The sequence below is a fragment of the Peredibacter starrii genome (genome assembly GCF_034259205.1).
Taxonomy (GTDB): domain Bacteria; phylum Bdellovibrionota; class Bacteriovoracia; order Bacteriovoracales; family Bacteriovoracaceae; genus Peredibacter; species Peredibacter starrii.
In genome coordinates this window covers 914870-936626 of sequence record NZ_CP139487.1, presented here as the reverse complement: position 1 = coordinate 936626, position 21757 = coordinate 914870, and the positions used below count along the sequence as shown (strand labels likewise).

24 protein-coding genes are annotated in these 21757 nt (G+C 41.2%); 10 read left to right on the top strand and 14 right to left on the bottom strand.

Features of this window, described 5'->3' with window-relative positions:
* Positions 1–167 precede the first annotated feature (167 nt).
* The 3 genes from SOO65_RS04685 to SOO65_RS04675 are packed head-to-tail and all read right to left on the bottom strand — an operon-like array spanning position 168 to position 3208.
* A complete protein-coding gene (locus tag SOO65_RS04685; protein WP_321397720.1) occupies positions 168–1121 on the bottom strand; it encodes an alpha-L-glutamate ligase-like protein in 954 nt (317 codons plus the stop codon).
* Positions 1108–2721, bottom strand: a complete 1614-nt coding sequence (locus SOO65_RS04680) for a UUP1 family membrane protein (protein WP_321397717.1) — start codon at positions 2719–2721, stop codon at positions 1108–1110. Before SOO65_RS04680 ends, SOO65_RS04685 begins: the two co-directional genes overlap by 14 nt.
* 4 nt (positions 2722–2725) lie before the next feature.
* A complete protein-coding gene (locus SOO65_RS04675; RefSeq protein WP_321397714.1) occupies positions 2726–3208 on the bottom strand; it encodes an ATP-dependent zinc protease family protein in 483 nt (160 codons plus the stop codon).
* 173 nt (positions 3209–3381) lie between these two features.
* On the opposite strand from SOO65_RS04675, the gene SOO65_RS04670 reads away from it, so the two are divergent.
* Positions 3382–3549, top strand: a complete 168-nt coding sequence (locus SOO65_RS04670) for a hypothetical protein (RefSeq protein ID WP_321397712.1) — start codon at positions 3382–3384, stop codon at positions 3547–3549.
* Here SOO65_RS04670 and SOO65_RS04665 read toward each other — a convergent pair.
* The 5 genes from SOO65_RS04665 to SOO65_RS04645 form a co-directional block, all read right to left on the bottom strand.
* Positions 3546–4871 (bottom strand): aldehyde dehydrogenase, encoded by a 1326-nt coding sequence (locus SOO65_RS04665; protein ID WP_321397709.1) that lies wholly within the window; start codon positions 4869–4871, stop codon positions 3546–3548. The genes SOO65_RS04670 and SOO65_RS04665 overlap by 4 nt on opposite strands.
* A 1-nt stretch (position 4872) precedes the next feature.
* Positions 4873–6609: an ABC transporter substrate-binding protein gene (locus SOO65_RS04660; protein WP_321397706.1), complete on the bottom strand. Its 1737-nt coding sequence runs from the start codon at positions 6607–6609 to the stop codon at positions 4873–4875.
* The gene (locus tag SOO65_RS04655) at positions 6606–7772 is read right to left on the bottom strand and encodes an NAD(P)/FAD-dependent oxidoreductase (RefSeq protein WP_321397702.1); all 1167 of its coding nucleotides are present in this window, start codon (positions 7770–7772) and stop codon (positions 6606–6608) included. Before SOO65_RS04655 ends, SOO65_RS04660 begins: the two co-directional genes overlap by 4 nt.
* 1 nt (position 7773) lies before the next feature.
* Positions 7774–8646 (bottom strand): hypothetical protein, encoded by an 873-nt coding sequence (locus SOO65_RS04650; protein WP_321397698.1) that lies wholly within the window; start codon positions 8644–8646, stop codon positions 7774–7776.
* A 75-nt stretch (positions 8647–8721) separates the two neighbouring features.
* Positions 8722–8964: a hypothetical protein gene (locus SOO65_RS04645; protein WP_321397695.1), complete on the bottom strand. Its 243-nt coding sequence runs from the start codon at positions 8962–8964 to the stop codon at positions 8722–8724.
* 307 nt (positions 8965–9271) lie between these two features.
* Between SOO65_RS04645 and SOO65_RS04640 the strand changes: the two genes are divergently transcribed.
* The 8 genes from SOO65_RS04640 to SOO65_RS04605 all read left to right on the top strand — a co-directional run bounded on the left by SOO65_RS04640 (position 9272) and on the right by SOO65_RS04605 (position 13743).
* Positions 9272–9838 (top strand): MBOAT family protein, encoded by a 567-nt coding sequence (locus tag SOO65_RS04640; protein WP_321397692.1) that lies wholly within the window; start codon positions 9272–9274, stop codon positions 9836–9838.
* The gene (locus tag SOO65_RS04635) at positions 9831–10166 is read left to right on the top strand and encodes a hypothetical protein (RefSeq protein ID WP_321397689.1); all 336 of its coding nucleotides are present in this window, start codon (positions 9831–9833) and stop codon (positions 10164–10166) included. The genes SOO65_RS04640 and SOO65_RS04635 overlap by 8 nt, the downstream gene beginning before the upstream one ends.
* Positions 10153–10635, top strand: a complete 483-nt coding sequence (gene greB, locus SOO65_RS04630; protein WP_321397686.1) for a transcription elongation factor GreB — start codon at positions 10153–10155, stop codon at positions 10633–10635. The genes SOO65_RS04635 and greB overlap by 14 nt, the downstream gene beginning before the upstream one ends.
* Positions 10636–10642: 7 nt before the next feature.
* Entirely contained in the window at positions 10643–11011 is a 369-nt protein-coding gene (locus SOO65_RS04625; RefSeq protein WP_321397683.1) for a hypothetical protein, read from the top strand.
* A 118-nt stretch (positions 11012–11129) separates the two neighbouring features.
* Positions 11130–11870, top strand: a complete 741-nt coding sequence (locus SOO65_RS04620) for a hypothetical protein (protein ID WP_321397680.1) — start codon at positions 11130–11132, stop codon at positions 11868–11870.
* Positions 11871–11913: 43 nt separating this feature from the next.
* Positions 11914–12813: a radical SAM/SPASM domain-containing protein gene (locus tag SOO65_RS04615; RefSeq protein ID WP_321397677.1), complete on the top strand. Its 900-nt coding sequence runs from the start codon at positions 11914–11916 to the stop codon at positions 12811–12813.
* An 86-nt stretch (positions 12814–12899) separates the two neighbouring features.
* Entirely contained in the window at positions 12900–13493 is a 594-nt protein-coding gene (lexA, locus tag SOO65_RS04610) for a transcriptional repressor LexA (protein WP_321397674.1), read from the top strand.
* A 61-nt stretch (positions 13494–13554) separates the two neighbouring features.
* On the top strand, positions 13555–13743 hold the full coding sequence (locus SOO65_RS04605) for a hypothetical protein (RefSeq protein ID WP_321397670.1): 189 nt from the start codon (positions 13555–13557) through the stop codon (positions 13741–13743).
* Positions 13744–13986: 243 nt separating this feature from the next.
* Here SOO65_RS04605 and SOO65_RS04600 read toward each other — a convergent pair whose 3' ends face one another.
* Both SOO65_RS04600 and SOO65_RS04595 read right to left on the bottom strand, forming a co-directional pair.
* A complete protein-coding gene (locus tag SOO65_RS04600; RefSeq protein ID WP_321397667.1) occupies positions 13987–16893 on the bottom strand; it encodes a hypothetical protein in 2907 nt (968 codons plus the stop codon).
* A 136-nt stretch (positions 16894–17029) separates the two neighbouring features.
* On the bottom strand, positions 17030–17407 hold the full coding sequence (locus SOO65_RS04595; protein ID WP_321397664.1) for a C1orf53 family protein: 378 nt from the start codon (positions 17405–17407) through the stop codon (positions 17030–17032).
* A gap of 20 nt (positions 17408–17427) precedes the next feature.
* Here SOO65_RS04595 and SOO65_RS04590 point away from each other — a divergent pair, with 20 nt between their 5' ends.
* Entirely contained in the window at positions 17428–18162 is a 735-nt protein-coding gene (locus SOO65_RS04590) for a hypothetical protein (RefSeq protein WP_321397661.1), read from the top strand.
* Between the two features lie 424 nt (positions 18163–18586).
* Here the strand turns inward: SOO65_RS04590 and SOO65_RS04585 are convergent, their stop codons facing one another.
* From SOO65_RS04585 to SOO65_RS04570, 4 genes are read right to left on the bottom strand one after another with little or no spacing between them, the layout of a single operon-like run.
* A complete protein-coding gene (locus tag SOO65_RS04585; RefSeq protein WP_321397658.1) occupies positions 18587–18979 on the bottom strand; it encodes a hypothetical protein in 393 nt (130 codons plus the stop codon).
* Between the two features lie 28 nt (positions 18980–19007).
* Positions 19008–19421: a hypothetical protein gene (locus SOO65_RS04580; RefSeq protein ID WP_321397655.1), complete on the bottom strand. Its 414-nt coding sequence runs from the start codon at positions 19419–19421 to the stop codon at positions 19008–19010.
* 19 nt (positions 19422–19440) lie between these two features.
* Entirely contained in the window at positions 19441–19842 is a 402-nt protein-coding gene (locus tag SOO65_RS04575; RefSeq protein ID WP_321397652.1) for a hypothetical protein, read from the bottom strand.
* 16 nt (positions 19843–19858) lie between these two features.
* Complete coding sequence (locus SOO65_RS04570; RefSeq protein WP_321397649.1) at positions 19859–21724, bottom strand: DUF7844 domain-containing protein; 1866 nt, start codon at positions 21722–21724, stop codon at positions 19859–19861.
* Positions 21725–21757: the final 33 nt, after the last annotated feature.

Sequence of the window (21757 nt, the reverse complement as noted above, 5' to 3'; positions counted from 1 at the left end):
AATCTTCATTATCTTCATAATGATAAGCTCGTTATCCATCTGAATTCCTGAAGGACTTATCGGATTATTAAGGAAGATAATTTAGATTAAGGACGCTTTAATCAAATCAATTTGATTAAAGTGATAACTGACTGAAATGAGTGGGTTATTTTTGAAGAATCTTAAGCTTAGAAATGCTTCATTGAAAATTCCGCCCGCTCCTTAGCTAGCAGATTTTTGGGAGCTTCTAAACGAATTTTCTCTAAACGAGGAACAAGGCCCGCAAGATTTGCGATCTGAATTCCCAGGCCAGGACGAGCATTGAGCTCTAAAAGAATTGGACCACGATCGGGAGTAAGAACAATATCAGCACCAAGATATCCCAACTCTACCATGTCATAACAACGGGCCGCGAGTTCGAGAATTTCAGGCCAGAATGGAAGTTTTAGTCCCATCAATTGATGACCAGTATCAGGGTGAGTATCCACAACTTGGTTTCTAATAACCGCATTATTAGTCCAACCATTCGATAGATTTAAACCTGCACCAATTGCACCTTGGTGAAGGTTTGCTTTACCATCTGACGATTTAGTCGGAAGACGAACCATACTCATCACAGGAAAACCTTCGAATACAATTACACGAATATCAGGGATACCGCCGTAAGAATATTGATCAAAGATTGGATGTTTATCAATCTTCGCTTGAATGATGGCCGTATCACTATGACCAGAAAGAGAATATAGACCAGAGAGAATCCCAGAAATATGGTGCTTCACCTCTTCAATGTCCATGAGCTTATCATTTGAACGACGACAATAAATGTGTGTCTCGCCGTTTTTCTCTTCTTTAACGATCTCTTTGAAAACGATAATTCCATTACCCTGCGAACCATTGGCCGGTTTGATAACGAAAGACTCGTATTGCTGAAGTTTGAGATGAAGATTCTTTAAAGAACCGTAATTCTCCACCACCATGTAGTTCTCAGGTGTCGCTATCCCCCATGCCTCTGCTCTCTGAGCAGTCAGAACTTTATTATCCACTAGAGGATAGTTCTTACGGGGATTATGTCTCAGAATGTAACGGCCAACTCGGTTATTGATTCCGAGGATGCCCATTTCCTTCAGATTACGGAAGATCATGCGAAGCACTCTCCAATCTTTTCTTCTGACGAACTAGATCGCGGAAACGCAGGAACTCAGAAATTCTATAACCCTTATATTTACCAATCAGAATCTGCACACCGATCACAGAAAGAAGAAGTTCAGGGTTCGTGAACATGAACATTTCCAGAGTCGGGATAAAGAACAATGAGTAAACCAGGATCACGATAACCAGTGTTCCCAGAAGGGTCTTAAGTGTATTCACAATTCCGTCTTCGGTAATCATGATCGACAATCGTTCGATGATGGTTGTCACAATTACGATTGGGAAGAAGGCCAGATGTTTTTGACTCGCATTAGTCATATCAACACTGAAGAATGCGTACCAGATCATCAGCATAATTATGAGGGTCAGGATAATCGAAAGTCTCGGCACTGCCAGAAGATAGAACTTATCCAGAATGTAACGCTCTCCAATCCCTACTACTACAACTGAGAAGAAGAACAATAGTCCAAAAGTAAATGAAGTCTCTTTGAAGAAGAGAGTCAGAAGAATCGGAGTGAAAATACCAAAAGTCGGAATACCAATAATGTTTCTCGCCAGGGCCAGAACCAAAGTTCCAATCGGGATCAAAAGGATCGTTGTAAACATGGTCTGAACTGGTAGTGGAAGACGGTAAAGACTGATTTTAGAGAAAATCGAATCTGAACGGATCACTTCTTTTTTAAACTCAGCTTTATTGAAACGGTTGATACGAGCACGCTCGGCCTGAATTGAATAACTGATTTTACGCTTGTTTACGATTTTCTCGATTTCTTCGTAGTTATGGTGAAGAACCAGGAAATTGTCCGGACGCTCACCAAAGTAGCCACGGTTTGTATCAATCGGAATCCACTTGTTTGCCAGGAACACTTCGTTAGCGAAAGTAAAACGAAGCTTGGTCTCTTCAACCTTCTGCTTCATCTCAGGCATTTTTATCATCACAACGATACGAGCAGGAACGCCCTTACGCTTCACCATTACGTTGAAGAGGCGTGCTTTGATTAGCGGAGAACCTTTACCAGTGTTAAGCGTTTCGTGGATTGTTTTGATGTCAGTGTTGCGCTGAATTTCTTCTTCTACGTAATAGTAAATCTTACGTACCAAACTCGTCTTATCTTCACTCCCTTCAAGAATCGCAGTTTCTAAAGTTGCGATCGCCGCTTCATCTTCAGGAAGTAGCTCAGGGACTCTTAAATATTTCTCAAGGCCCTTAGGATAAGTCTCAGTGTAGTCTTTCGGAATGTTCTTATACTTAAGTGGCTTTAGATCTACTCGCGCCGAATAAGACACTCGTCTTTTAACTGAATCTTTTGCGGTCCAAGTGGCAAGATTTGAATCAGACTGACTATCAATGAATATACCAAGGTCTTTAGAACGAACTTTCTCATCCGAGATTTTCATCCCTGGTCCTGACTTTGGAATCGGGAAAGAGAAAGAAGTAGCATCGCCCTTAGGTTTGATTGTCATGTGGAAGTTCCACACATCATCAACCATCTGAGGAATAAGTGAAAGGTTCAGCACCTGAGACTTATAAAACAGAACGCCAAGAGGGAAAATAATAAGGAAGGCCGTAATAAAGACGACGAATTTTTTCATTGGATTAATCACCTAGGACGTGTGAGCGGGCCACATCAACAATGAAGCGTCCCAAGAGCAAATTTCTTCCTACCAGGAATTTATAATCCATCTTAGATCGGTCGTTTAAGTTGACCGACACTTCTCTTTCAATGTTACCCATCTTGATTTTTTCTTTGATAACGTAACGTTTAGTGATGAAGCCTGATGTATTGGAAACTTTTTGAGTAGAATCAACTTTGCGAAGAAGGTCGACAGTTTTCCCTTCTGAGTCCACGGTTTGAAATTTCACAAAGAGCTCCCCTCTTTGTTCAACTTCTTCAATGTTCACTGCATGGAGTGATGTTGTCTTTGCACCGGTATCGATGCGCGCTTTGTGTTTTACTTTCAGATCTGGCAATTCGACCCATTCAATTCGGCCAATCAGGACTTTTTCTTTTAAAAGTTGAGAGTAGGCACCCGGAACGAATCCCAGAGTAAAGAACAGAAAGAGAAAAATCACTTTCACTGAGGAGAACCTTTTTAAAGCGTTTGAAGCCTAATCATAATCTAGCACTGCCCTTTCTAGCAACAGGGATTAAACTCCTAACTTGCTAATTTTAAAGTAATAATCGGAACGGCTACTCAACTTTTCAGAAGTTTATTCCGAAGAAGATAGGGACTATGACAAAGGGGTCACTTATGTCTTGGAAATTCACAGACTTCTGTACTTGGGCCTTCGTTTTTGCTTTCTGCTCTTTCCTGGCGGTTCATCATGCCTACATGAAGTCACCGACGCCATCACGTGAAATTGCCAGCTGGTCAAAACCTGCCCCAGCACCTTGGTACGATGCGAGCTATAAGCTTTAACGCAAAAACAGTTTAAGCCAACTTAGTTTTCCATTATAAGGTGGGTATCTCAATGGGATATCCACCTTTGTTTTTTGGATCAGAACTGACTTCATGTGGGAGAAGGTCTCGAAGCTTTTCTTCCCATGGTAACTACCCATCCCACTACCACCAATTCCCCCAAACGGAAGATTCGGATTCGCTAGATGCATGAGGGTGTCATTGATACAACCGCCCCCAAAAGACATTTCACGCATAATCGCTTTTGCTTTTTTTGAGTCTTCACTGAAGACGTAAAAGGCCAGGGGTCTCGAACGCTTGGCCACTTCTTCAAGCGCCTCATTCAAATCTTCATAAGGAAGAACGGGAAGAATTGGACCAAAGATTTCGTCTTCCATGATTTTATCTGACCATGAAATATCTTTCATCACTGTGGGCGAGATAAACTTATTCACACGACTCTTCTCTCCACCCACCGCTATTTTTTCCGGAATTAAGAGTTCTTCTAAGCGATCAAAGTGCTTCTCGTTAATAATACGAGGAAAATCCGGAGATCCTGCCGGACTATCTCCATAGAAGTTTTTCAAATGAAAGTTCAGACGTTCCAAAAATTCATGCTGATACTTTTTAGGAACTAAAACGTAATCCGGGGCTACACAGGTTTGTCCTGCATTCAAAAATTTCCCCCAGGCAATTCTCTTGGCGGCAAGATCGATATCGGCGGTCTCATCAATGATACAAGGACTTTTCCCACCAAGTTCCAGAGTAACAGGAGTGAGATGTTCAGCGGCGGCCTTCATCACTATTTTCCCAACCGCAGTACTTCCAGTGAAGAAAATATAATCGAATTTTTGTTTCAAGAGCTCTTGTGTCTCTGCAACTCCGCCTTCAACAATCCTGACTTCATTCGGTTTATAGGCCTCTTCAATTATCTCACGAAGGACCTTTGCCGTATTGGGAGCAAGTTCCGAGGGCTTCAGCACCACTCTATTTCCCGCGGCCAGAGCTCCAATCATGGGTGCTATACAGAGCTGGAATGGATAGTTCCAAGGAGACATAATTAAAACTTCACCATAGGGCGAAGGATGAATATAACTAGAGGCCGGAAAAAGATTCATAGGAGTTGAAACTTTTTTTGGTTTCGCCCAGCTTTCCAGATTTTTTACGACAAAGTTAATTTCCTCGATGACGAAACCGACTTCGGTTAAATAAGTTTCAAAATGAGATTTCCCTAAATCGTCCATCAAGGCCTTATTGATCAGAACCTCTTTCCTCAAAATTATTTTTCTAAGTCTTTCGAGTTTGAGTTTTCTTTCTTCTATCGACGGGATGGAGATTTTCATATTACTTCTCAATTTTTAGATATTTAACATAGTTCCTGATAATTGAAGATTTACGAAAGTTTTTAATTTCCGGGTACTGAAGTACAAATGAACTCTCATACATCATGGGAATCCATGGAAGATCCTGGAAAATAATCTCTTCCATTTGGTGAACGATTTTGTCTTTCTGATCCGGGTTCATCGTTTCTTTCAATCGCTGATAAAGATCATCAATCTCTGGATTGTTGTAGGCCGATTTGTTTACCCCAGGGAAATTCGTCGAAACCAAAAGTTGAAGAATGTTTTCTGCATCTGGGTAATCGAATAACCAGTTATCAGTAAAGAACATGAGTTCTCCTGCTCTGCCCTTTCTAAGGAAGTCAGAGAAAGGAAGCACTTGAACCTCTACTTTGAGTCCAACTTTCTCCAACTGAGATTTAATGAAATCGGCCTCAAGAATATTGATGCCCTGGTTGCCCCTGGTTGAGTAAACAATCGTCGGCATGTTCTTCTCAGTAAAACCCGCCATTTTCAAATATTCTTTTGCGAGAGCAGGATCATGCTTAAAGCGGAAATCTTTTGCGGGAAGGTAACCTGCGATGCCAGGTACCAGAATCGAGTTTGCTCTTAGGTTGGTGTTCTGAGAAATGACCTGAATGTAATCTTCGTAGTTAATTGAATAAGCAATGGCCCTGCGGAGAAATTCATTTTTCCCGACTAAAGGGTCCTTCATGTTAAAGGCAAGCCAGCGATTGGCGAGAATTGGGAAGTGTTTCAGTTCTACCCCATTTTTCTTAATCTCAGGATTTAGTTCGCCATTGGTATCATAAAGTCTAGGAATGAAGGTCTTTGGCACAGTTAAAAGATCGATCTCATGGTTAAAAAATTTTTGCCAGGTATCGTTCTCGGCCGTCGTGATGAAAAATCTCACATTATCAATGAAAGGAATTTTCTCTTTGGAAGAATTCAAAAGATTTTGAACGTTGGCGTAACGGTCGCCAGAGGTCGGATAAAAATCCTCACGATAACCTCTGAATCTTTCCAGATCAAAATATTGTCCGTTATACCCTTTGAAATGATAAGGGCCGGTTCCAATCAAAACGTGATCAAGATTATTCTTTGAATGCTGAACGAGTTCCCAAGGCACTGGACTCAAGAAATTCAGTGCAAGGTAATAGATCATATTGGGTTCAGTCTTAGTGAGATTAATCACCAGCGTATACTTGTCCTTAACTTCAATTCCCGCCAGAGGTGTGGATTCAATCCTGGTCCAATCCCCACCAACAAGTTTGTTGTAGCCTTCAAAACCTTCAATCAGTCCATTGAAGAGTCCACGTCCTGGGCTTTTCAAATCATCCAAGGCCATACGTTTAAATTGAATAACAAAATCTTTTGCTTCAAGCTCCCGAGGTTTAGAAAAGGCCGCATGCGGATGATAAAAAATGCCTTTCTTAATTTTAATCTGAAGGAGTTTTCCCTTATTCAGGATTTGCGGAAGTCCATCCGCCACGAGAGGTTGGATCTCATAAGGTCGTTTCAAATAGTGATATTGATACAATGGTTCCAGCACCTGCGCAGAAACCAGAAGTGAGTCATCACTATAGGCCTTGGCGGGATCTAGACTCTCTACTACGTTATCAAGCGATAACCTTAGGCTTGTTTCTGAAATGGGAGAGAAATTTAATTTCTTCCAGGTCCAAACAGTTAGGAATGCAAAGCCAGCAACCAGAACGGCCAGCACAATAGTGGTTTTTCTCATAGTTTGAAATCAACTTTTTTAAATGGAGAGAAGAAAGATTCTTGTTTTAGACCTGTCACGAGTTCAGCAACATCCATGGCAGAACGAAACCCAAGACCCATGCCATGCCCACTGAAACCTCCAACGATGAAAGTTTCATTCGGTGCCGCCACTTTTGAGATCAAAGGAAGTTCATGCTCTGTAAATCCCATGGTTCCTGACCAGCGATGAATAACTTTATATTTCAAATTTAATTGCTCTTTTAAATACTGCTCTAGACCTCGCTGAATTACAGGAGAAATCTTTTCGAAATCACCGGTCTCGCCTTGTTCATCGAGTAAACGTTTCCCACCAATCACCAACACCTTATCCTGGGCCTTTCGCCAGTAAACGCGCTCAGGTGGATCGTAATGGAGAGCGGGACAGTTAAACTCTTCTTCAATTTCAACTGCAAGCATTTGAGCACGTCGTGGGACAATGACATCTCTAAAAAGTGCATTGAACTGAGGGAAATAACCATTGAGGGCAAGAATTGTTTGTTTTGCTTTGATTGTGTTAACTTCCGTCTGAACTCCATCCGGCGTTAATTCGAACGCTGAAACGTTTTCAATAATTTGAACCTTACGTGCCTCAAGAAGTTTTTTAATTGAATCCAGCAATTGAACAGGATTGATTTTGTACTCGGGGGCGTTCTCAAAAGCACCGAAGAACTTTGTTTGAAGAGGTTGAGGAAGCTTTTCTTGTTCACGCCACTCAAACCTAAATTCACCGGGACTAAAATCTTTTGTCGTCCATTCCTGATATTGTTTTTCGGACTGAAAGAGTGTCATGGAAGATGAGCGTTCAAACTTAATCTCCGGAGAAGCTTTTAAGATATGCTGGTGAACCAAATCCAAAGACTCTTCAGCGAAACGATAGATCGATTGTGCCCTATCATGTCCCCACTTACTCGTCAGACTTTTAAAGAATGAAGCACTACCCTTGGTAAGGAAGCCCGCATTTCTACCACTCGCACCCGCTCCGCAATGAATTCTTTCGAGGACGGTAATTTTTAAATCAGGGCGCATCTCCGTCAACCAATAGGCAGTTGAGAGACCTACATATCCTCCACCTACGATTAAGACATCCGTTGTAATGTCAGGTGTGCTAAATGTGTGTTTTCGTAACCAGTGAGAAGTGGTCATTCTATTTCCTTAACAATCTAAAATACAATTCGTACTCCCAAGTCTTAACCGGATGAGTTCCTTTATGGGTGCGTTTAATTTCAACATAACTATCGCGACTCAAAATATCCGTCAGCTCTTCCGCTTTGTAAGCGATAGTGCCTGTCGCCTGACGATCATCGTTATTGAGCGAAAGAAGAAGTTCTGTCAGGGCCTTGATCTCCTTACGAAGATTAATGATCACCTGGGCATTCTGTGGATCACGACTGGCATAAACAGCGATCGCCAGATCAATAATGATGGAGGAGATCTTTTGCATTTCTTTAATATCATCTCCATCAGATTCCATAATGCCGTAATCGATGATGAGATGATTTTCAGGTCGCTTGGCAGGAACTCCAATCAGAGGGAAAATGGCACGATCGATTTCATTGAAAAAGAAACTCTGTCCTTGCCCCACACCCTTATAAATTGAAGTCACTTTGCCTGTCGGAATTACTCCATCAGTAACAAAGAAATAAACATAAATATCATCTTTAAACCAGCCATCACTTTCTTCAATCACTTTCATTTTAAAAGCTTGCATGGCCATCTCAGGAACTTCAACTGGGCGTTTAGCGGGTCTTTTAATCCATTGGTCGTATTTATCATCAGCGCGCAATGGATAACTGATTCTTTCCTTCGGTACGCGCTTTTCTAAAATCTCAGGATCAATATTGTGATCTTCCAAAACTTTAAGCGCGGCCCTTATGTCGGGCCTTAGATATAAACATTCATCTGATGTCTGATTACTTTCAAGATAGAGATTGGTCGCCTCAATGAAGACAGGGATGATCTTCGAGTTTTCTGCCCAAGCAGAATTGAGTAACAAAAACCCAAGTACGAGCCATTTCATACATTCCCCTTTGAAAGTAGGAAAATGATAGCATCGCACTTTTAGGGTGACGATAAGAAGTTAGCGAAAGTAAGACTAAGATGCCTTTTTCGGATTCTTAATTTCAGGATAAAAGTCTTCCTCATAATCGCTTTTGTACTTGAGGAACAACTGATAATTGGTGAATTCCGTTTCAGACATCATGCCGATCTGCTCGTCCAGAGATTTTCTGAAACACATATCAATATAGTTGAGATGAAATGGATCAAGGTCCACGAAAAAATCTTCAGTCAGAGGAACTGTCTTCAATAGGTCTTTTAAACTTTTGGCATGGTACATATAACCACTCCTTCCTACTGACTTATCGGTTTTTGCTGCATCCGCTAAAGATAGTTTTCATTTTCTTTTCGCACGAAAAATTGCAGATTTATATTGTGTAATGTAGTGATGCAGTCAACTGAAAGGGCATTATCTGACTTATCAACTCATCTTTGTTTTGAATTTTTTTGCGTGTTATTTCGCGATGAAACTCGTGAGTTGGAAACTTAATTACCAGCACTCCAATATCACATTGCTTAATTTCTTACGCTCGCCTTATGTTTCACTTAGAAGTTTGAACCATCATCCGAGATCTAATCGAAGATTAGTGCCAAAATTTGTTCTCTTCTTTTCCCTGACGGCTTTGAGTGTTTATCTAGCAAAGCACTTTCTTGGAGATCTCAATTACTGGAAAATCCTTCTGGTATCACCGGCGATTTATTTCTCCACTGAAGCCATGGGAGCACTTGGACAACTGCTCTTCCCCTTTAAAAATTCCTGGCCCATTCATGCCGACCCTTTGAAGAGTAGAGACTTGGGGAATTTTTGGGGACGTCGCTGGAACCTTTGGATTCAAGACTGGCTGAGAGACATTACTGGTGCTTTTAAATCCAACAGTCGATCTCAAACAATTCTCCTGGGCTTTCTATTTTCAGGCCTCTTCCACGAGCTTATGTGCAATCTTCCTTACTGGCTGATCTATCGGAAAAGTTATTTTGGAACGATGATGGCCTATTTTCTTATCCAAGGACTGGCTCTTTGGATTGATAAAAAATATATTAAAGTAAGTTCTCCTTTTTTAAGGCGTATTTACTGCTGGTGCGCGGTCGTGATCCCATCGCCACTTTTTATCAATGTACCGCTGTTAACTTTTTTAGGACTAAAGCATGTTTGATCTTTGGGGAAATATTTTAATTGAAATTGGTCTCTTCACACTCTTCGGTGTGCTTTACTATTTCTACCAAAAACGAAAAATCATGCATTACGAGGCCAACAAGGGTCCCATCGTCATGGAGATGATTCTTCAATCTTGCTTGTCTGAAAAGAACGATACGGCTCAGCCCGAGCTCGACAATGTCATTGAGGCCCTGGACGATTATCTTCAAAACAAATCGGACACACCTCCAACTGCTCTGCTTAATCAATTTGCTCAGAGCGGGTCCTGTTCAGTTGAACTGAAAAACGTCATTGTTGAAGGTCTCGAAGAATATGGAAAAAAATAATTACATCACTCCCAAAGGTCATCAAAAGCTGGTTGATGAACTGGATCAACTCTTAAAAGTTGAAAGACCAGAAGTGACACGCCTGGTGCAGTGGGCGGCCAGTAATGGTGATCGCTCTGAGAATGCTGACTACCTTTACGGAAAAAGACGTTTACGTGAAATTGATCGTCGAGTCAGATTTTTATCCAAGCGTTTGGACGCGGCCGTCATTGTGGATCCCCTCAAAATAACCTCAGATAAGATACAGTTTGGGGCCACAGTTGAAGTCACTGATGAAGATGGTAATGAGCGCCGCTTTACAATTGTAGGTGTTGATGAAGTTGATACTGCCAAAGGTCGCATCAGCTGGCAGTCGCCCATTGGTAAGACCCTCTTAGGAAAAAATGAAGGTGACGAGGTCATCGTCAAAGTCCCGGCCGGTGAAATAACATACGAAGTAGTTTCTATTACCTATAAATCCATTGATTGAGGTTGTTATGAAATTCTTATTATTTTCCACTGCTGCCCTCTTTTCCCTTTCATCATTCGCTTATTTCGATGAGGCCAAGTGTATTGGCCTAATTAATCAGACCAATGTCCTGGTCGAAGTTTCCCGAGGAAATTCTACAGGTACGCCTTGGCGAGAATCATCTTTGATTCTCGACGGTAACGGCACACCGACTTACCAGGAATTCAACATGACCATGAGATACACTGGTCCGGGTTATGTGAGATACGAATCAAAGGGTTACACCTTGGAAGTGGATTTCACTCCCGATGAAACTCCAGAATGGGGCCGCATTTATCAGGGTAAGTTTTTTACTCGTGGTTTAAATGGCAATTTGAAATGTGCTCTTAACTGGTAGACCTAATTAATCGGCCATTTGATTCTTCAAATGGCCCCATCACTTTCGCAACATTTTCCCATCCAAGATTTTCCTTTTTGCCCTTATGATTAAAGCTCAACTGATCTTAAGGGAGATTATGCGCTATTTTAAAATTGCCACGGCCATGACGTTGGCCCTGACTTTCAATGCCCACGCCGAAATGAATTTTGATAAATCAGATAATTTAAACGGTGTCATCCTTGCTTCAGGCAAAGCTGAAAAGATACGCTCATATTCTGGCAAAATTTCGAAAGATTTCCCCTACTCCCTTGAGATGGTAAAAAACGGAATTACTAATTTTTCTGAAAAATGTAATAACGATTACAAAAGTAAGCGCGAATACACTTCAACTGAAGCTGAATGCAAATATTTCAATGAACACCTTGTTGAGACTTTTGTGGTTAAAAATCTAAAACCAGTTGAGGCCTACAAAGGTGTTGAGCACTATCTGGTTGGAAGACAAGTTTATAACCGTGGCACTTACACTTATTATGAATTAGTTCAAATTAAGAACGGCGTGAATGATAAGAATCAAAAAACAATGACCATCTCCCTTGAGATGTTGAATGATTCTGAAGTTAAGGCCTTCACTGAACCAAAATTTGGAAAAGACTCCGCTTTCGATAAGAGCGGCTCTTCATACACCCTGACTGAGGTCGGCCCTGGTCAAACTCATATGGATTACGAATACCACGCAGAAACTGATCACTGGATTCTTAACAAGGAAGTCTCAGTTCCTCAGGTTTTCGCCTCAATCAGTAAGAGTATCAATGATTTAATGAGAACAGTCGAAGCGGAATCCTCTTCGCAAAAACGTGAACTTGCTTCTCACCAATAAAATTTCCCACGATTTATAGAGGAGCTTGTGATACAAGCTCCTCATGCGTTTCCTAAGAACCTACATTGAAATTTCGAACATCTGTAATCTTCAGTGCACCTTCTGCCCTGAAGTTGAACGCGATAAGAAGATCTTGTCGACGGATGACTTTCGCAAAGTTTTAAAACAAGTTCTTCCCTACACTGAACAGATTTGTCTTCATCTTATGGGCGAACCACTTGCTCATCCGGAGTTTCCGAAGATTTTGAAAATCTGTGAAGAAGAAGGCGCTGTTATTCACTTAACAACTAATGGAACGTTTCTTTCTAAGTATGGCTTTGATACGTTTTTAAAATCGAAGGCCATTCGCCAGATCAATTTCTCACTTCATAGTTTTAAAGATAATTTTCCGGGCCAGGACATGCGTCCTTACCTCTACGATATTCTGCAATTTTCAAAAGACGCTCTGACTGAAAAGCCCGAGCTCTACATCAACTATCGTTTGTGGAACCTTATTCAGACCACTGAAATGAAAAATGAAAACCAGGACATCATCGACCACGTATGTGAGTTCTTCCAGGTTCCGGTCAATGAACGCATAGATGTGGGTTTCAAGAAAAGTAAGAACATCACCGGTCGCTTGTATTTTCATTTCGACAGCCGCTTTGAGTGGCCCAACTATGCTGATCCAGACCGTGGCGATAAAGGCTTTTGCCACGCCCTTTCCCAACAAATCGGGATTCATGCCGACGGAACCGTGGTTCCTTGCTGTCTAGACAAAGAGGCGGGCATCCCATTAGGCAACGTTTTAAAAGACTCATTTGAAAGCATTCTGGGCTCAGAAAGACTCACAAAGATGAGAGACGGCTTTAAGAAACAGCTTCTTACAGAGGAATTATGCCGGAAGTGTACCTATATCAAACGCTTTGATAAGAAGCCTCGCCCCGACGCTGCCCCTATTTAAAATCACTTTTTTTGCATTTTTTGGTTGAACTACGGAAAAAGTACGCCTATACTTATCTTTAAGTACGGAAAGATTACGGAGTATTTATGGCACTGACTAAAAAACAAAAAGACGTTTTAGATTTCATCACTGGTTACGTGAGAGAAAATGGTTACTCACCTACTCAAAAAGAAATTCAAGAACACTTCGGTTTTAAATCCCTTGGTTCAGTTCAAGATTACATTAAATACTTAACGACTGGTGGATATCTTAATAACGATGCTCACTCAGTTCGTGGTCTTATGCCATCTACTGTTCAACAAAACTCTGAAGAGATTCCTCTTCTAGGTTCAATCGCTGCTGGTACTCCTATTGAGGCCATCGAGAATACTGATACGATCAGCGTTCCAACAACTATGCTTGGACGTGGTAAACACTATGCTCTTAAAGTTAAGGGTGAATCAATGATTGAAGAAGGCATCCTAAGTGGTGACATCGCCATCATTAAGCACCAAACTCAAGCGGACAACGGTCAGATTGTTGTAGCAGTGGTTGAGAACGAAACAACTCTTAAGCGCTACTTCAAGAAAGCAAAACAAATTGAACTACATCCGGCCAATAAAACAATGAAACCTATCATTGTGAAAGACAAAGAATGTGAAATTCGAGGTCTTCTGGTTGGATTGATCAGAACCTACTAAATTACACGCATCACACACATAGAGACACACATGGCTTGAATATTCGTCAAGGAGGACGTTTATGTTGGCACACGCACGCTCGCACGTAGAACTTACTGAAACAGAACTCTTTATTAAAATTCAAACAGAACTAGCTGGCCGCTACGGTATTGACGGGCGCCTCGCTTCCGAGATGGCCTGGGATTTAATAGAAGTTCTATCCGCCGTCGACGGGAACATCGATATCTTCGAGAAATACTTTCTGCACTAAAAGTAGATCTCAACAATAAAAGAAACCAAAAGATTTTAAGTGAACTCTCAGTAACGAATGTTACGGGCACGGTGAACTTTGTCTTTTTTAAAAAAAAACTCTCTCCCAGGAGGAATACATGGTTACGGAACAAGACCTTTGGATCAGCAAATCAATTCTCGTTTTGATTGGAAGCTTTATCATCTTTAGTGTTGTCGGAGTTGTTTGAAGCTGAATTGCCCTGGCGAGGTGAACTTGCCAGGGTTATTTTCTAAGTTGCTCACCCAGGATAATCTTGAGGGCCTGGAATGAGTGAACTCTTCTAGCAGCAACGAGCTCAGTTTCAATTTGAGAATGCTGTTTAATTGCAAGTTTGCTTTCCACCAATTTCTTAGCGTCTTCATTTAGCATTTTATAATCAACCAGCACTTCTTTTTCTACCAGCACACCATTCTCCATCACTTTAAACTTATACAGCATTCCGCTGTCTTTCAGTTTTTTAAGCGCAGAAAGATCAGGGTCACTTGATGAAAGGAGATTAATTAGCTCTTGGCTTACTTCTTGTGATTTAACACCTTGTGAAACATTGTCATTACTGATGACAATATAACCATCTGAAGATGAGTCTGATGACTTATCTGAATTCACCGCACTTCTCGCAGCTGCCGCACTTGAACCACCACGACCAGATGTTGGAGCTAGTCCACCTGAACCAAATGAACCGCCGCTTGATCCACCTGTTCCACCATAGTCACCTGAACCCGAACCTGATGAGTCCATCATTGGTCGGATTGAAGCAATATCGCGAGATGGAGCTTTGAGGGTGTTTCTCTGGCGAGACACAGAGTCATCTTCTTCTTCCTCAAAATGCTGGGTCTGAGCAATCTGCTGCTTTTTCGTTTCAAGAAGTTTGATCTTCTCTTCAAGATCCTTCAGTTTCTGCTTCTCATTTTCACTGGTAAGTTCCAGGATCTTCTGACGATTTTTAAGGCTTTCTTCTTTCAAGCGAAGAAGTTCCCTCATTGAAGAGTCATCTGTATTTGAAAGTAGTTTTTCAACCTTATCCTGATTGTCTTTATTAGAGAGAGAATCACGGACTTCACTTTTTAAATCGGATTTAGGAGTCTCGATAGCGGCAGGAGCAGAAACGGTCGAAGGCATAACAACCGGAGCGGCCATGAAGTTAGGAGCAGCACTAAAACTTGAAGATGAATCTACTTCAGCACTGCGAGTAGAAGCACTGTCTGAAGAAGCAATTGAATTAAGATGGGCCACTTCAGTAGAACCTTCTTTCGTACCTTCTCCGCCACCTGCATATTTGTATGAGGCAAGACTTCTGTCTTTTACTTCCTCACGTTGAGAGCGAGTTTCGGCCACGGCTGATTCAACTTTGTCCTGAACTGCCGAATCTTTTGAATCATGGAGACGACGGAAAGCATTTTTTTGTTCATTTGCTGGTTTAGTCAGGCGGTCTTTAAGGTCTGAGTGAGTATAAGGATCTTTCATTACGAGGTCATCAAATGGCTTCTGAGTAAATTCACTACCTGCTTCACAGCTCACCAGAAGTTCGTATTTAGTATTTTCCGGATAACCTTTGCCTTTTAGAAGTGCTGCGATTTCATTACCACTGACTTTGCCGATGATATCAGTATCCTTAATACAAGTTGCTTCCGATAATTTTTCAATCAGATCCTGACAACGTTTCTGATAATTAGTGCCTAAAATTGAGTCGTTTTTCTCCAGAGTCTCAACAATTGATTTGTCGTCTGCAACCGCCGCCTTGGCCGCTTTAATGAAAATATTCTTGTCAGTCAGCATCGCCTTAAGGCCGGGGTGAATACCCATGCCTAATTCAATTTGAGTAACGATTGCCTGATACTTAACATCATCAAATATCTTTTTATCAAAAAGAAATTGTTTTGATTTTTTAACGTAGTCCGAGTTTAGGTTTTTATTACTAAAATACTTCCGAGAGAACTCGGTTGGATTTTTCTTTGCCTCATCCATCATAAACTCGGCAAGGGCCCCGATTGGAGCGCCACCATACTCTTCTATCATCTCTGTAAGTTTCGATGACTTAGCACTATCAGAAAAGATTGATCTGATAAATGTATCTAACATTTGAATAGAGTCTTCTTTTCGGGCCAGAGCAAAACGTTTAGCATCGTGATCTTTTCTGGAATAACCACCGTTCTTCCCGACTTGACCATCATCTAAAAATTGAATCTTTTGATTTAATTTTGAGAATCTTTGCCCTAAAGTCATTTGATCATCACTATCTGTATTACCGTAGGCATTGAATATTTTATTTAAACGTTTTTGCCTTTCAGCTGGAGAGATACCATTGGCCGAACACTTTTTATCAATTGCTGATTCATACTTGGAAATATCTGAACACTCGTAGTTCTTAGCAGCAGAGACCTGTGAACCTTTTTCAAGACCAAAAAATTTTGCAGCGTTCACCTGGAAGTAACCTACGTCTTCAATGTTGGCCGCATAATCATTTAGAAATTTCTTACCAAAACCTTCCATGATCGAATCGTGCATTCTATCTTGAGTAAGCTTTTTCTGTTCATTGAATTCTTTCTCATTCCACAGTTCGGCCTGTTTCATGACCTGTTTGATGCAATTACAACCATCAGTCTCTGTAACGTTACTTAAAATATCCTTACTAACGTCTTCAATAAACGCGACATTTTTTGCATCAACATCAAAAGCAGTACACTGCCTGTCTTCTTTCAATTTTTTACAAGCAGCAACCTGACCTTCGAATCGTTTTTGCTTTGATTTCTCTGCTTCAAGATCTGCGGTCTGCTCGAAACTCACAACAGATGATAGCGCTGTCATATTCAACGCCTGAAGTTTACCGTTGGTTCTTACAGTACAGTCAGAGATAATGTCCTTCTTTTCACCACGATATAATCTAATGGCACTAACGATACTAATCAGGTCACCATCCTGAAGTTTTTCAGGAGTTGATGGAACTTCGACTCTTATTTGAGTGGCACCTGGAACATAATTGTCAGCAGATCGATAATTCTCGTAAGCGCTTTCACAAAAGACAGCAGCATTAGATGATTGCTTGAAGGGATTTAAAGCAGTAAGGACACTTTCAGCAGCAGCACCAAATGACATCAACATTATGAACGTGAACACTAACAATTTAAACATTCCCTAATTCTCCACCAAACTGATCGGCGAGCTTGAGAAAATGTTTAGTTTGTCACCCCAAACGTCTCTAAATCACTGGAAAAATGGCTTTATTAAAGAAACCTTTAAGAAAGGACCCTGCCAAGTTCTTAGGCCACTAGATAAAGAAATAGCTCTCAACTAGTTCTTTACTGATACCCTGGTGCTGAAAATGGGGCCTAAGGAGCAAATGTTTCACAACGATATGGTTCTTTAGCATAAGGCCCGCAACTCGTTCTTTTAACAAAACAAGCTTAACGTTCTCGGGCCAGAAAGTTTTCCATTCAACTGAAGATTCATTCTCCTTCAGGATCTCTTCAACCAAGTCAAAATCATTTTCACTAACATCGCGAAATTGAATTCCGTGTTTTTTGATCGTGAAACCATAAGGACAATGAAGACATGCCGACTTACAGCAAGTGCCTTTATTCTTAAGATAATGACTGGTGAAAACGGTAAAGCCTTCGGGAGTTAAATAAGAAAGTTCTTTCTGCATTTCTGGATTATAATCTCTCTATGTGGATATTACTCCTATTTTCTTTGCAGGCCTTTGCTTCTGATCCGGCATCAGAGAAATACTGTTTTGGTTCTCCTGCTGAAAGTAGCACTGCCCGGGAAAAATTTAGAGCGATTCAGGTTCCAAGTGATCAGCTCACGATGGACGGCAAATGTTTCACCATCCAAATGAGTGAACATCGCCATGAACTTATCCAGCGATTCATTCGCTCTTCCTTTCCTAACGTTTCCATTTCTTTTTCCAGTGAAGATGTACGACGAGATCCCTGTCAGTTGAAAGTTGAAAAAGAAAAATCCAAACATCTGGATTCAACCCAAGTGGGGCTGGATGTTCTTAATCAATCTACATCCACGACTAATGGCTCAGATGTTTTGAAAATTCAAACGCTGAAAGATTTCAATCTGACTGTTGATCAAGATGAGATCAAAGGTCGCTGTCGCTTTATAAATCCAAATCGCTATGAGATCTCGCTTGAAGTGAGAAAAAATCCTAAACCAATTGTTCCTGTTAATCTTCCTCCGGGAACTATTGTGGCCCTGAATAATCCTCCACCGGATCAGGAGACTTCAATGCTCTCGACCACTCTCCAACTAAATCGCGGCGAACGAATTGAGATTGGAAGCATCGTGAAGAATCTTCGCGACAAAGGACACGACGTTTCAATAAATCCTGAGCTCAAAGTGGAAACATCGTCCCAAAGTGCTTCAGAAAAAGTATTTCTGAGCGTTGATTAGCACGCGTCTTACATATTCTTACATCAATAGAATTGGGTTAACTTCGTAGAATCTTGGAACTTACACAACCTTACAAATCATATCTGACAGTTTTGCCCCTACCCTTTTTTCCCGTTGGGGCAATCTGACTAAGAGCTTTTTTATTTTGACGATAGGAATAACTATATCTTTTTGGGAGGTTATGACTGAACTCGCATCCTTATTCATTGGCATCACCCTTGCTTTATATGTCTCCAAGCAGGGGGACCGAACTCCATAAAAAAGTTCAGAAAATGTCCCAGGAAAAGCTAGCTTAAACCACTACACTTTTCCCCATAAAGCCCTCCCTTTAAATATCCCCGTTCCTTCCCCTGCAGGTTTTAAAAAATAAAAAAAGCCCGAGTTTTAACTCGGGCTTTTTTTTTGGGAATTTAAGAATAATTAACTATTGATTCATAAGAACAGCAGCAACTGTTCCAGCGATTTTTTCAAGATCAGAATCAGATTCAAGCACAGAATTGATGCTATTCATTTGTGATTGATCAGCAGCGATCTCAGCGAAAAGCTCTTTAAGAGCAGGCTGACGAACTTCATCGATTGTTTTAACAGCACCTGAAAGCATATCATCGTTAAGAGCAACCAGTTCATCTTTTAGTTGTTCCTGGCCAGCAACACCACGCTGTTGAACAGTAGCAAGAGTACTTGCGAAAGGAGCAAGAACTGTAAGCTCAACCAGACGAGTTGCAGTAACAAATGGAGAAGCCGTCGTTTGAACAAATGAAACGGCGAAAGCATTAACTGAAAGGGCCAAAGCAGCAAGCATGATTAGTTTTTTCATAATTCCTCCTAAGGAATGGTTTAATTTTTTATTCAATCAACATCGCAATCGTAACCGCTGTCGAGATAGTTTTTAGCTCCGTATCCATCTGAAGCGCAGACTTAATGTTGTTCATTTGCTCTTCATCCGCAGCAATTTCTTCGAACAACTCTCTTAACGTTGGCTGACGAACCTCTTCAATTGTAGTCACGCGTCCTGCGATCATGTCCTCATTAAGTTCCACTAATTCGTCCTTGATTTGTTCCTTCCCTGCAACTCCTCTCGACTGGGCCGTGGCAATCGTCAAAGCGAAAGGGGCCAGAGTCGTTACCGAGCCGTATTCCAGAAACCGAGTGGCAGTTGCAAAAGGTGATAGAGATGTGGCCGTCGACATCTCAAGCGCAACCTGCGCAAAAGAATTCATCGAGAACATCAAAATCATTGCCATCAAAATTTTCTTCATAGGACCTCCAAGCCGAGGATTACTCAGCAAGCATTAAGTAAGAAACAGCAGTCGCAACCTTGTGAAGTTCAGAACCTTCAGTTACTACTGAATTAATTTGATCCATTTGTGATTCATCTGAAGCGATTTCAGCGAAAAGCTCTTTTAGGGCAGGCTGACGAACTTCATCGATCGAACTCACGCGACCAGCAACGATATCGTCGTTAAGAGCAACCATCTCATCTTTAATCTGCTCACGACCAGCAACACCACGCTGCTGAACTGTAGCTAGAGTTGAAAGGAAAGGGGCCGCAACCGTAGACTCAAGAAGACGAGTCGCCGTAATGAACGGAGAAGCTGTCGTTTCAACGAAAGAAACAGCAAAAGAGTTCATAGAGCCAACAGTTAGAGCAAGAGCAGCAACAAAAAGTAGTTTTTTCATAAAATCCTCCAAAGGGTTATTTAATTACACTTACGTTCTGAACAAATTCATTCGTAATCGTTTTAATTTTTTTCATGTCTTCCATCTCGGCCAGTTCTTTCGTGAAGTAAGATCTGCCAAGTAATGAATCTAGGTTTTCCATTTGTTGATCAAGTGAAGAGGCCACAGCGTTTTTGCGACCTTCGATGAATTTTGGATACAGTTCCTGGAACTCATCCGCGGTTGGTACACCGTACAGAGAGTTCACTACGTTCCATGGTTGAACATTCAGTTCTTTAAGAGACTCACCCATTTGCATCACGGCATCTTTAAGGTCTTGGTCCTTATCCATCATTTCCATCGCCTTTTTAGGAATGGCCATCATGTAACGAGTAGAAAGGTATCGCTCTAGATGAGTAAGCTTCATCATGATTTGTTTTTTAAGATTTACGTCTGTCATTCCAAGAAAGTCGTTCTTAAACTTCTCCAGATCCATCAGACGAGCTCTCGCCGTGGTCTTCTTCAGGAACTTATTGAAGTCAGAGTCTTTAAATGAACTCATATAAGGACGTAGGAACTGATAGCTTGAGTTAAAGTCCTGGAACATGCTTGGTATCAAGTAGCGTTTGGCGATCATTTGATCTTTCGATAGACCTTGAAGGTTACCGTCAGAGAGATCGTCTTCGTGTTTTACGATATCGTTATAAAGCTTAAGCGGAGTGATTGATGAAATCATATCGGCCTGTTCTTCATCCAATGCTACTGCCAGGTGTTTTTTCGTTTCAGTACCGCAGTTATTATCGAAGAAGTAGTACTTACCTTGGTAAGTCCAGTAGCGCTCAAGCGTGATATCGATGAAATCTTGCTTTTGTGCCGCCGTCATTTTTAGTGGAACGCTGTAAAGCTCACGAAGTTCAAACTTAGTATACTCTTGCTGAATCTCCAGGAAGCGCATGACGAAAAGTTGTGATGGGTAACCACCAAACATGCCCTTCATATAGTTAAGATTCATGTCCGACATATAAGCGCGGTAGCTTAAGGCCAGATGATGAGAAACATCATTCATACACTCAGGGCCAACTGTCTTTCTGTGAGGAGCACAAACAATCAGGCGGAACATCGCATGTCCCCATCGAGACATAAGCTGTTGCCCTTTACCGGCGAAAAGATAATGAACTTGGTAAACACGTTTTGGATCAATGCTTGTGGCAAGTTGATAATTATCTTCCAGGAAAGCAGACTGAGCGAGAACTTTATAGTTCTTCTGACACTCGCCCTTAAGAGCGATGTTAAGCTTTTTTGATAAGAAATTAGCAGTCGCTGGTTTACGACACTCAAACTCAGGATCAAGCACCAGATACTCAACGTTTACACCTAGAGATTCTTCAAGATTTGTAAACTCGTAAGCATCAGGTGAAGTCGAAGTGTTGGCATTCATCACAGATTTTTTACTACGAGAATTCACACGCTTCATTCCAACAATGCGCTGAAAATCTACGTCAGAGCTGATCTTCTCAGCATTGTCTTTTACGTGAGTAAGTTCGTGAATGATAGTGGCACGAAGCATGTTCTGAAACGAGCCATGAGCGCAATCAAACGAATCCGCATTTGAATTCGCAAGCCTCACAAGGCGTGAGCTGATCGCGACTTTGTGTCTTAGGGTATAACCGAATTTTACTTTCTCATTTAATTTACAAAGATTCTCTGTATAGAACTGATCTGACTTTAGTGACTCTTCTTCAATCGTTACTTTCTTTTTAACAGCATCAAGGTAATTCGTTGGCAGAAGTCTTAGCGACTCCTCTACTTCTTTTTTAAAGAACTCTGAGCCCCTAACTTCAACCTCTCCTGCCTGAGCAAGAGCTGTGAAAAGCACTAGTGAAAGAATAGTGAGCTTCTTCATTAATAATCCTTGATGGAAGGATTATAGAGAGCT

What these genes read in the sequence shown, in the direction of transcription:
- SOO65_RS04665 (WP_321397709.1), bottom strand. Translation starts at nt 4,871, where the DNA reads ATGAAAATCTCCATCCCGTCGATAGAAGAAAGAAAACTCAAACTCGAA.
- SOO65_RS04580 (WP_321397655.1), bottom strand. Translation starts at nt 19,421, where the DNA reads ATGAAGAAAATTTTGATGGCAATGATTTTGATGTTCTCGATGAATTCT.
- SOO65_RS04620 (WP_321397680.1), top strand. Translation starts at nt 11,130, where the DNA reads ATGCGCTATTTTAAAATTGCCACGGCCATGACGTTGGCCCTGACTTTC.
- SOO65_RS04685 (WP_321397720.1), bottom strand. Translation starts at nt 1,121, where the DNA reads ATGATCTTCCGTAATCTGAAGGAAATGGGCATCCTCGGAATCAATAAC.
- SOO65_RS04680 (WP_321397717.1), bottom strand. Translation starts at nt 2,721, where the DNA reads ATGAAAAAATTCGTCGTCTTTATTACGGCCTTCCTTATTATTTTCCCT.
- SOO65_RS04650 (WP_321397698.1), bottom strand. Translation starts at nt 8,646, where the DNA reads ATGAAATGGCTCGTACTTGGGTTTTTGTTACTCAATTCTGCTTGGGCA.
- SOO65_RS04625 (WP_321397683.1), top strand. Translation starts at nt 10,643, where the DNA reads ATGAAATTCTTATTATTTTCCACTGCTGCCCTCTTTTCCCTTTCATCA.
- SOO65_RS04635 (WP_321397689.1), top strand. Translation starts at nt 9,831, where the DNA reads ATGTTTGATCTTTGGGGAAATATTTTAATTGAAATTGGTCTCTTCACA.
- lexA (WP_321397674.1), top strand. Translation starts at nt 12,900, where the DNA reads ATGGCACTGACTAAAAAACAAAAAGACGTTTTAGATTTCATCACTGGT.
- SOO65_RS04605 (WP_321397670.1), top strand. Translation starts at nt 13,555, where the DNA reads ATGTTGGCACACGCACGCTCGCACGTAGAACTTACTGAAACAGAACTC.
- SOO65_RS04585 (WP_321397658.1), bottom strand. Translation starts at nt 18,979, where the DNA reads ATGAAAAAACTAATCATGCTTGCTGCTTTGGCCCTTTCAGTTAATGCT.
- SOO65_RS04595 (WP_321397664.1), bottom strand. Translation starts at nt 17,407, where the DNA reads ATGCAGAAAGAACTTTCTTATTTAACTCCCGAAGGCTTTACCGTTTTC.
- SOO65_RS04575 (WP_321397652.1), bottom strand. Translation starts at nt 19,842, where the DNA reads ATGAAAAAACTACTTTTTGTTGCTGCTCTTGCTCTAACTGTTGGCTCT.
- SOO65_RS04670 (WP_321397712.1), top strand. Translation starts at nt 3,382, where the DNA reads ATGTCTTGGAAATTCACAGACTTCTGTACTTGGGCCTTCGTTTTTGCT.
- SOO65_RS04655 (WP_321397702.1), bottom strand. Translation starts at nt 7,772, where the DNA reads ATGACCACTTCTCACTGGTTACGAAAACACACATTTAGCACACCTGAC.
- SOO65_RS04590 (WP_321397661.1), top strand. Translation starts at nt 17,428, where the DNA reads ATGTGGATATTACTCCTATTTTCTTTGCAGGCCTTTGCTTCTGATCCG.
- greB (WP_321397686.1), top strand. Translation starts at nt 10,153, where the DNA reads ATGGAAAAAAATAATTACATCACTCCCAAAGGTCATCAAAAGCTGGTT.
- SOO65_RS04660 (WP_321397706.1), bottom strand. Translation starts at nt 6,609, where the DNA reads ATGAGAAAAACCACTATTGTGCTGGCCGTTCTGGTTGCTGGCTTTGCA.
- SOO65_RS04645 (WP_321397695.1), bottom strand. Translation starts at nt 8,964, where the DNA reads ATGTACCATGCCAAAAGTTTAAAAGACCTATTGAAGACAGTTCCTCTG.
- SOO65_RS04570 (WP_321397649.1), bottom strand. Translation starts at nt 21,724, where the DNA reads ATGAAGAAGCTCACTATTCTTTCACTAGTGCTTTTCACAGCTCTTGCT.
- SOO65_RS04600 (WP_321397667.1), bottom strand. Translation starts at nt 16,893, where the DNA reads ATGTTTAAATTGTTAGTGTTCACGTTCATAATGTTGATGTCATTTGGT.
- SOO65_RS04615 (WP_321397677.1), top strand. Translation starts at nt 11,914, where the DNA reads ATGCGTTTCCTAAGAACCTACATTGAAATTTCGAACATCTGTAATCTT.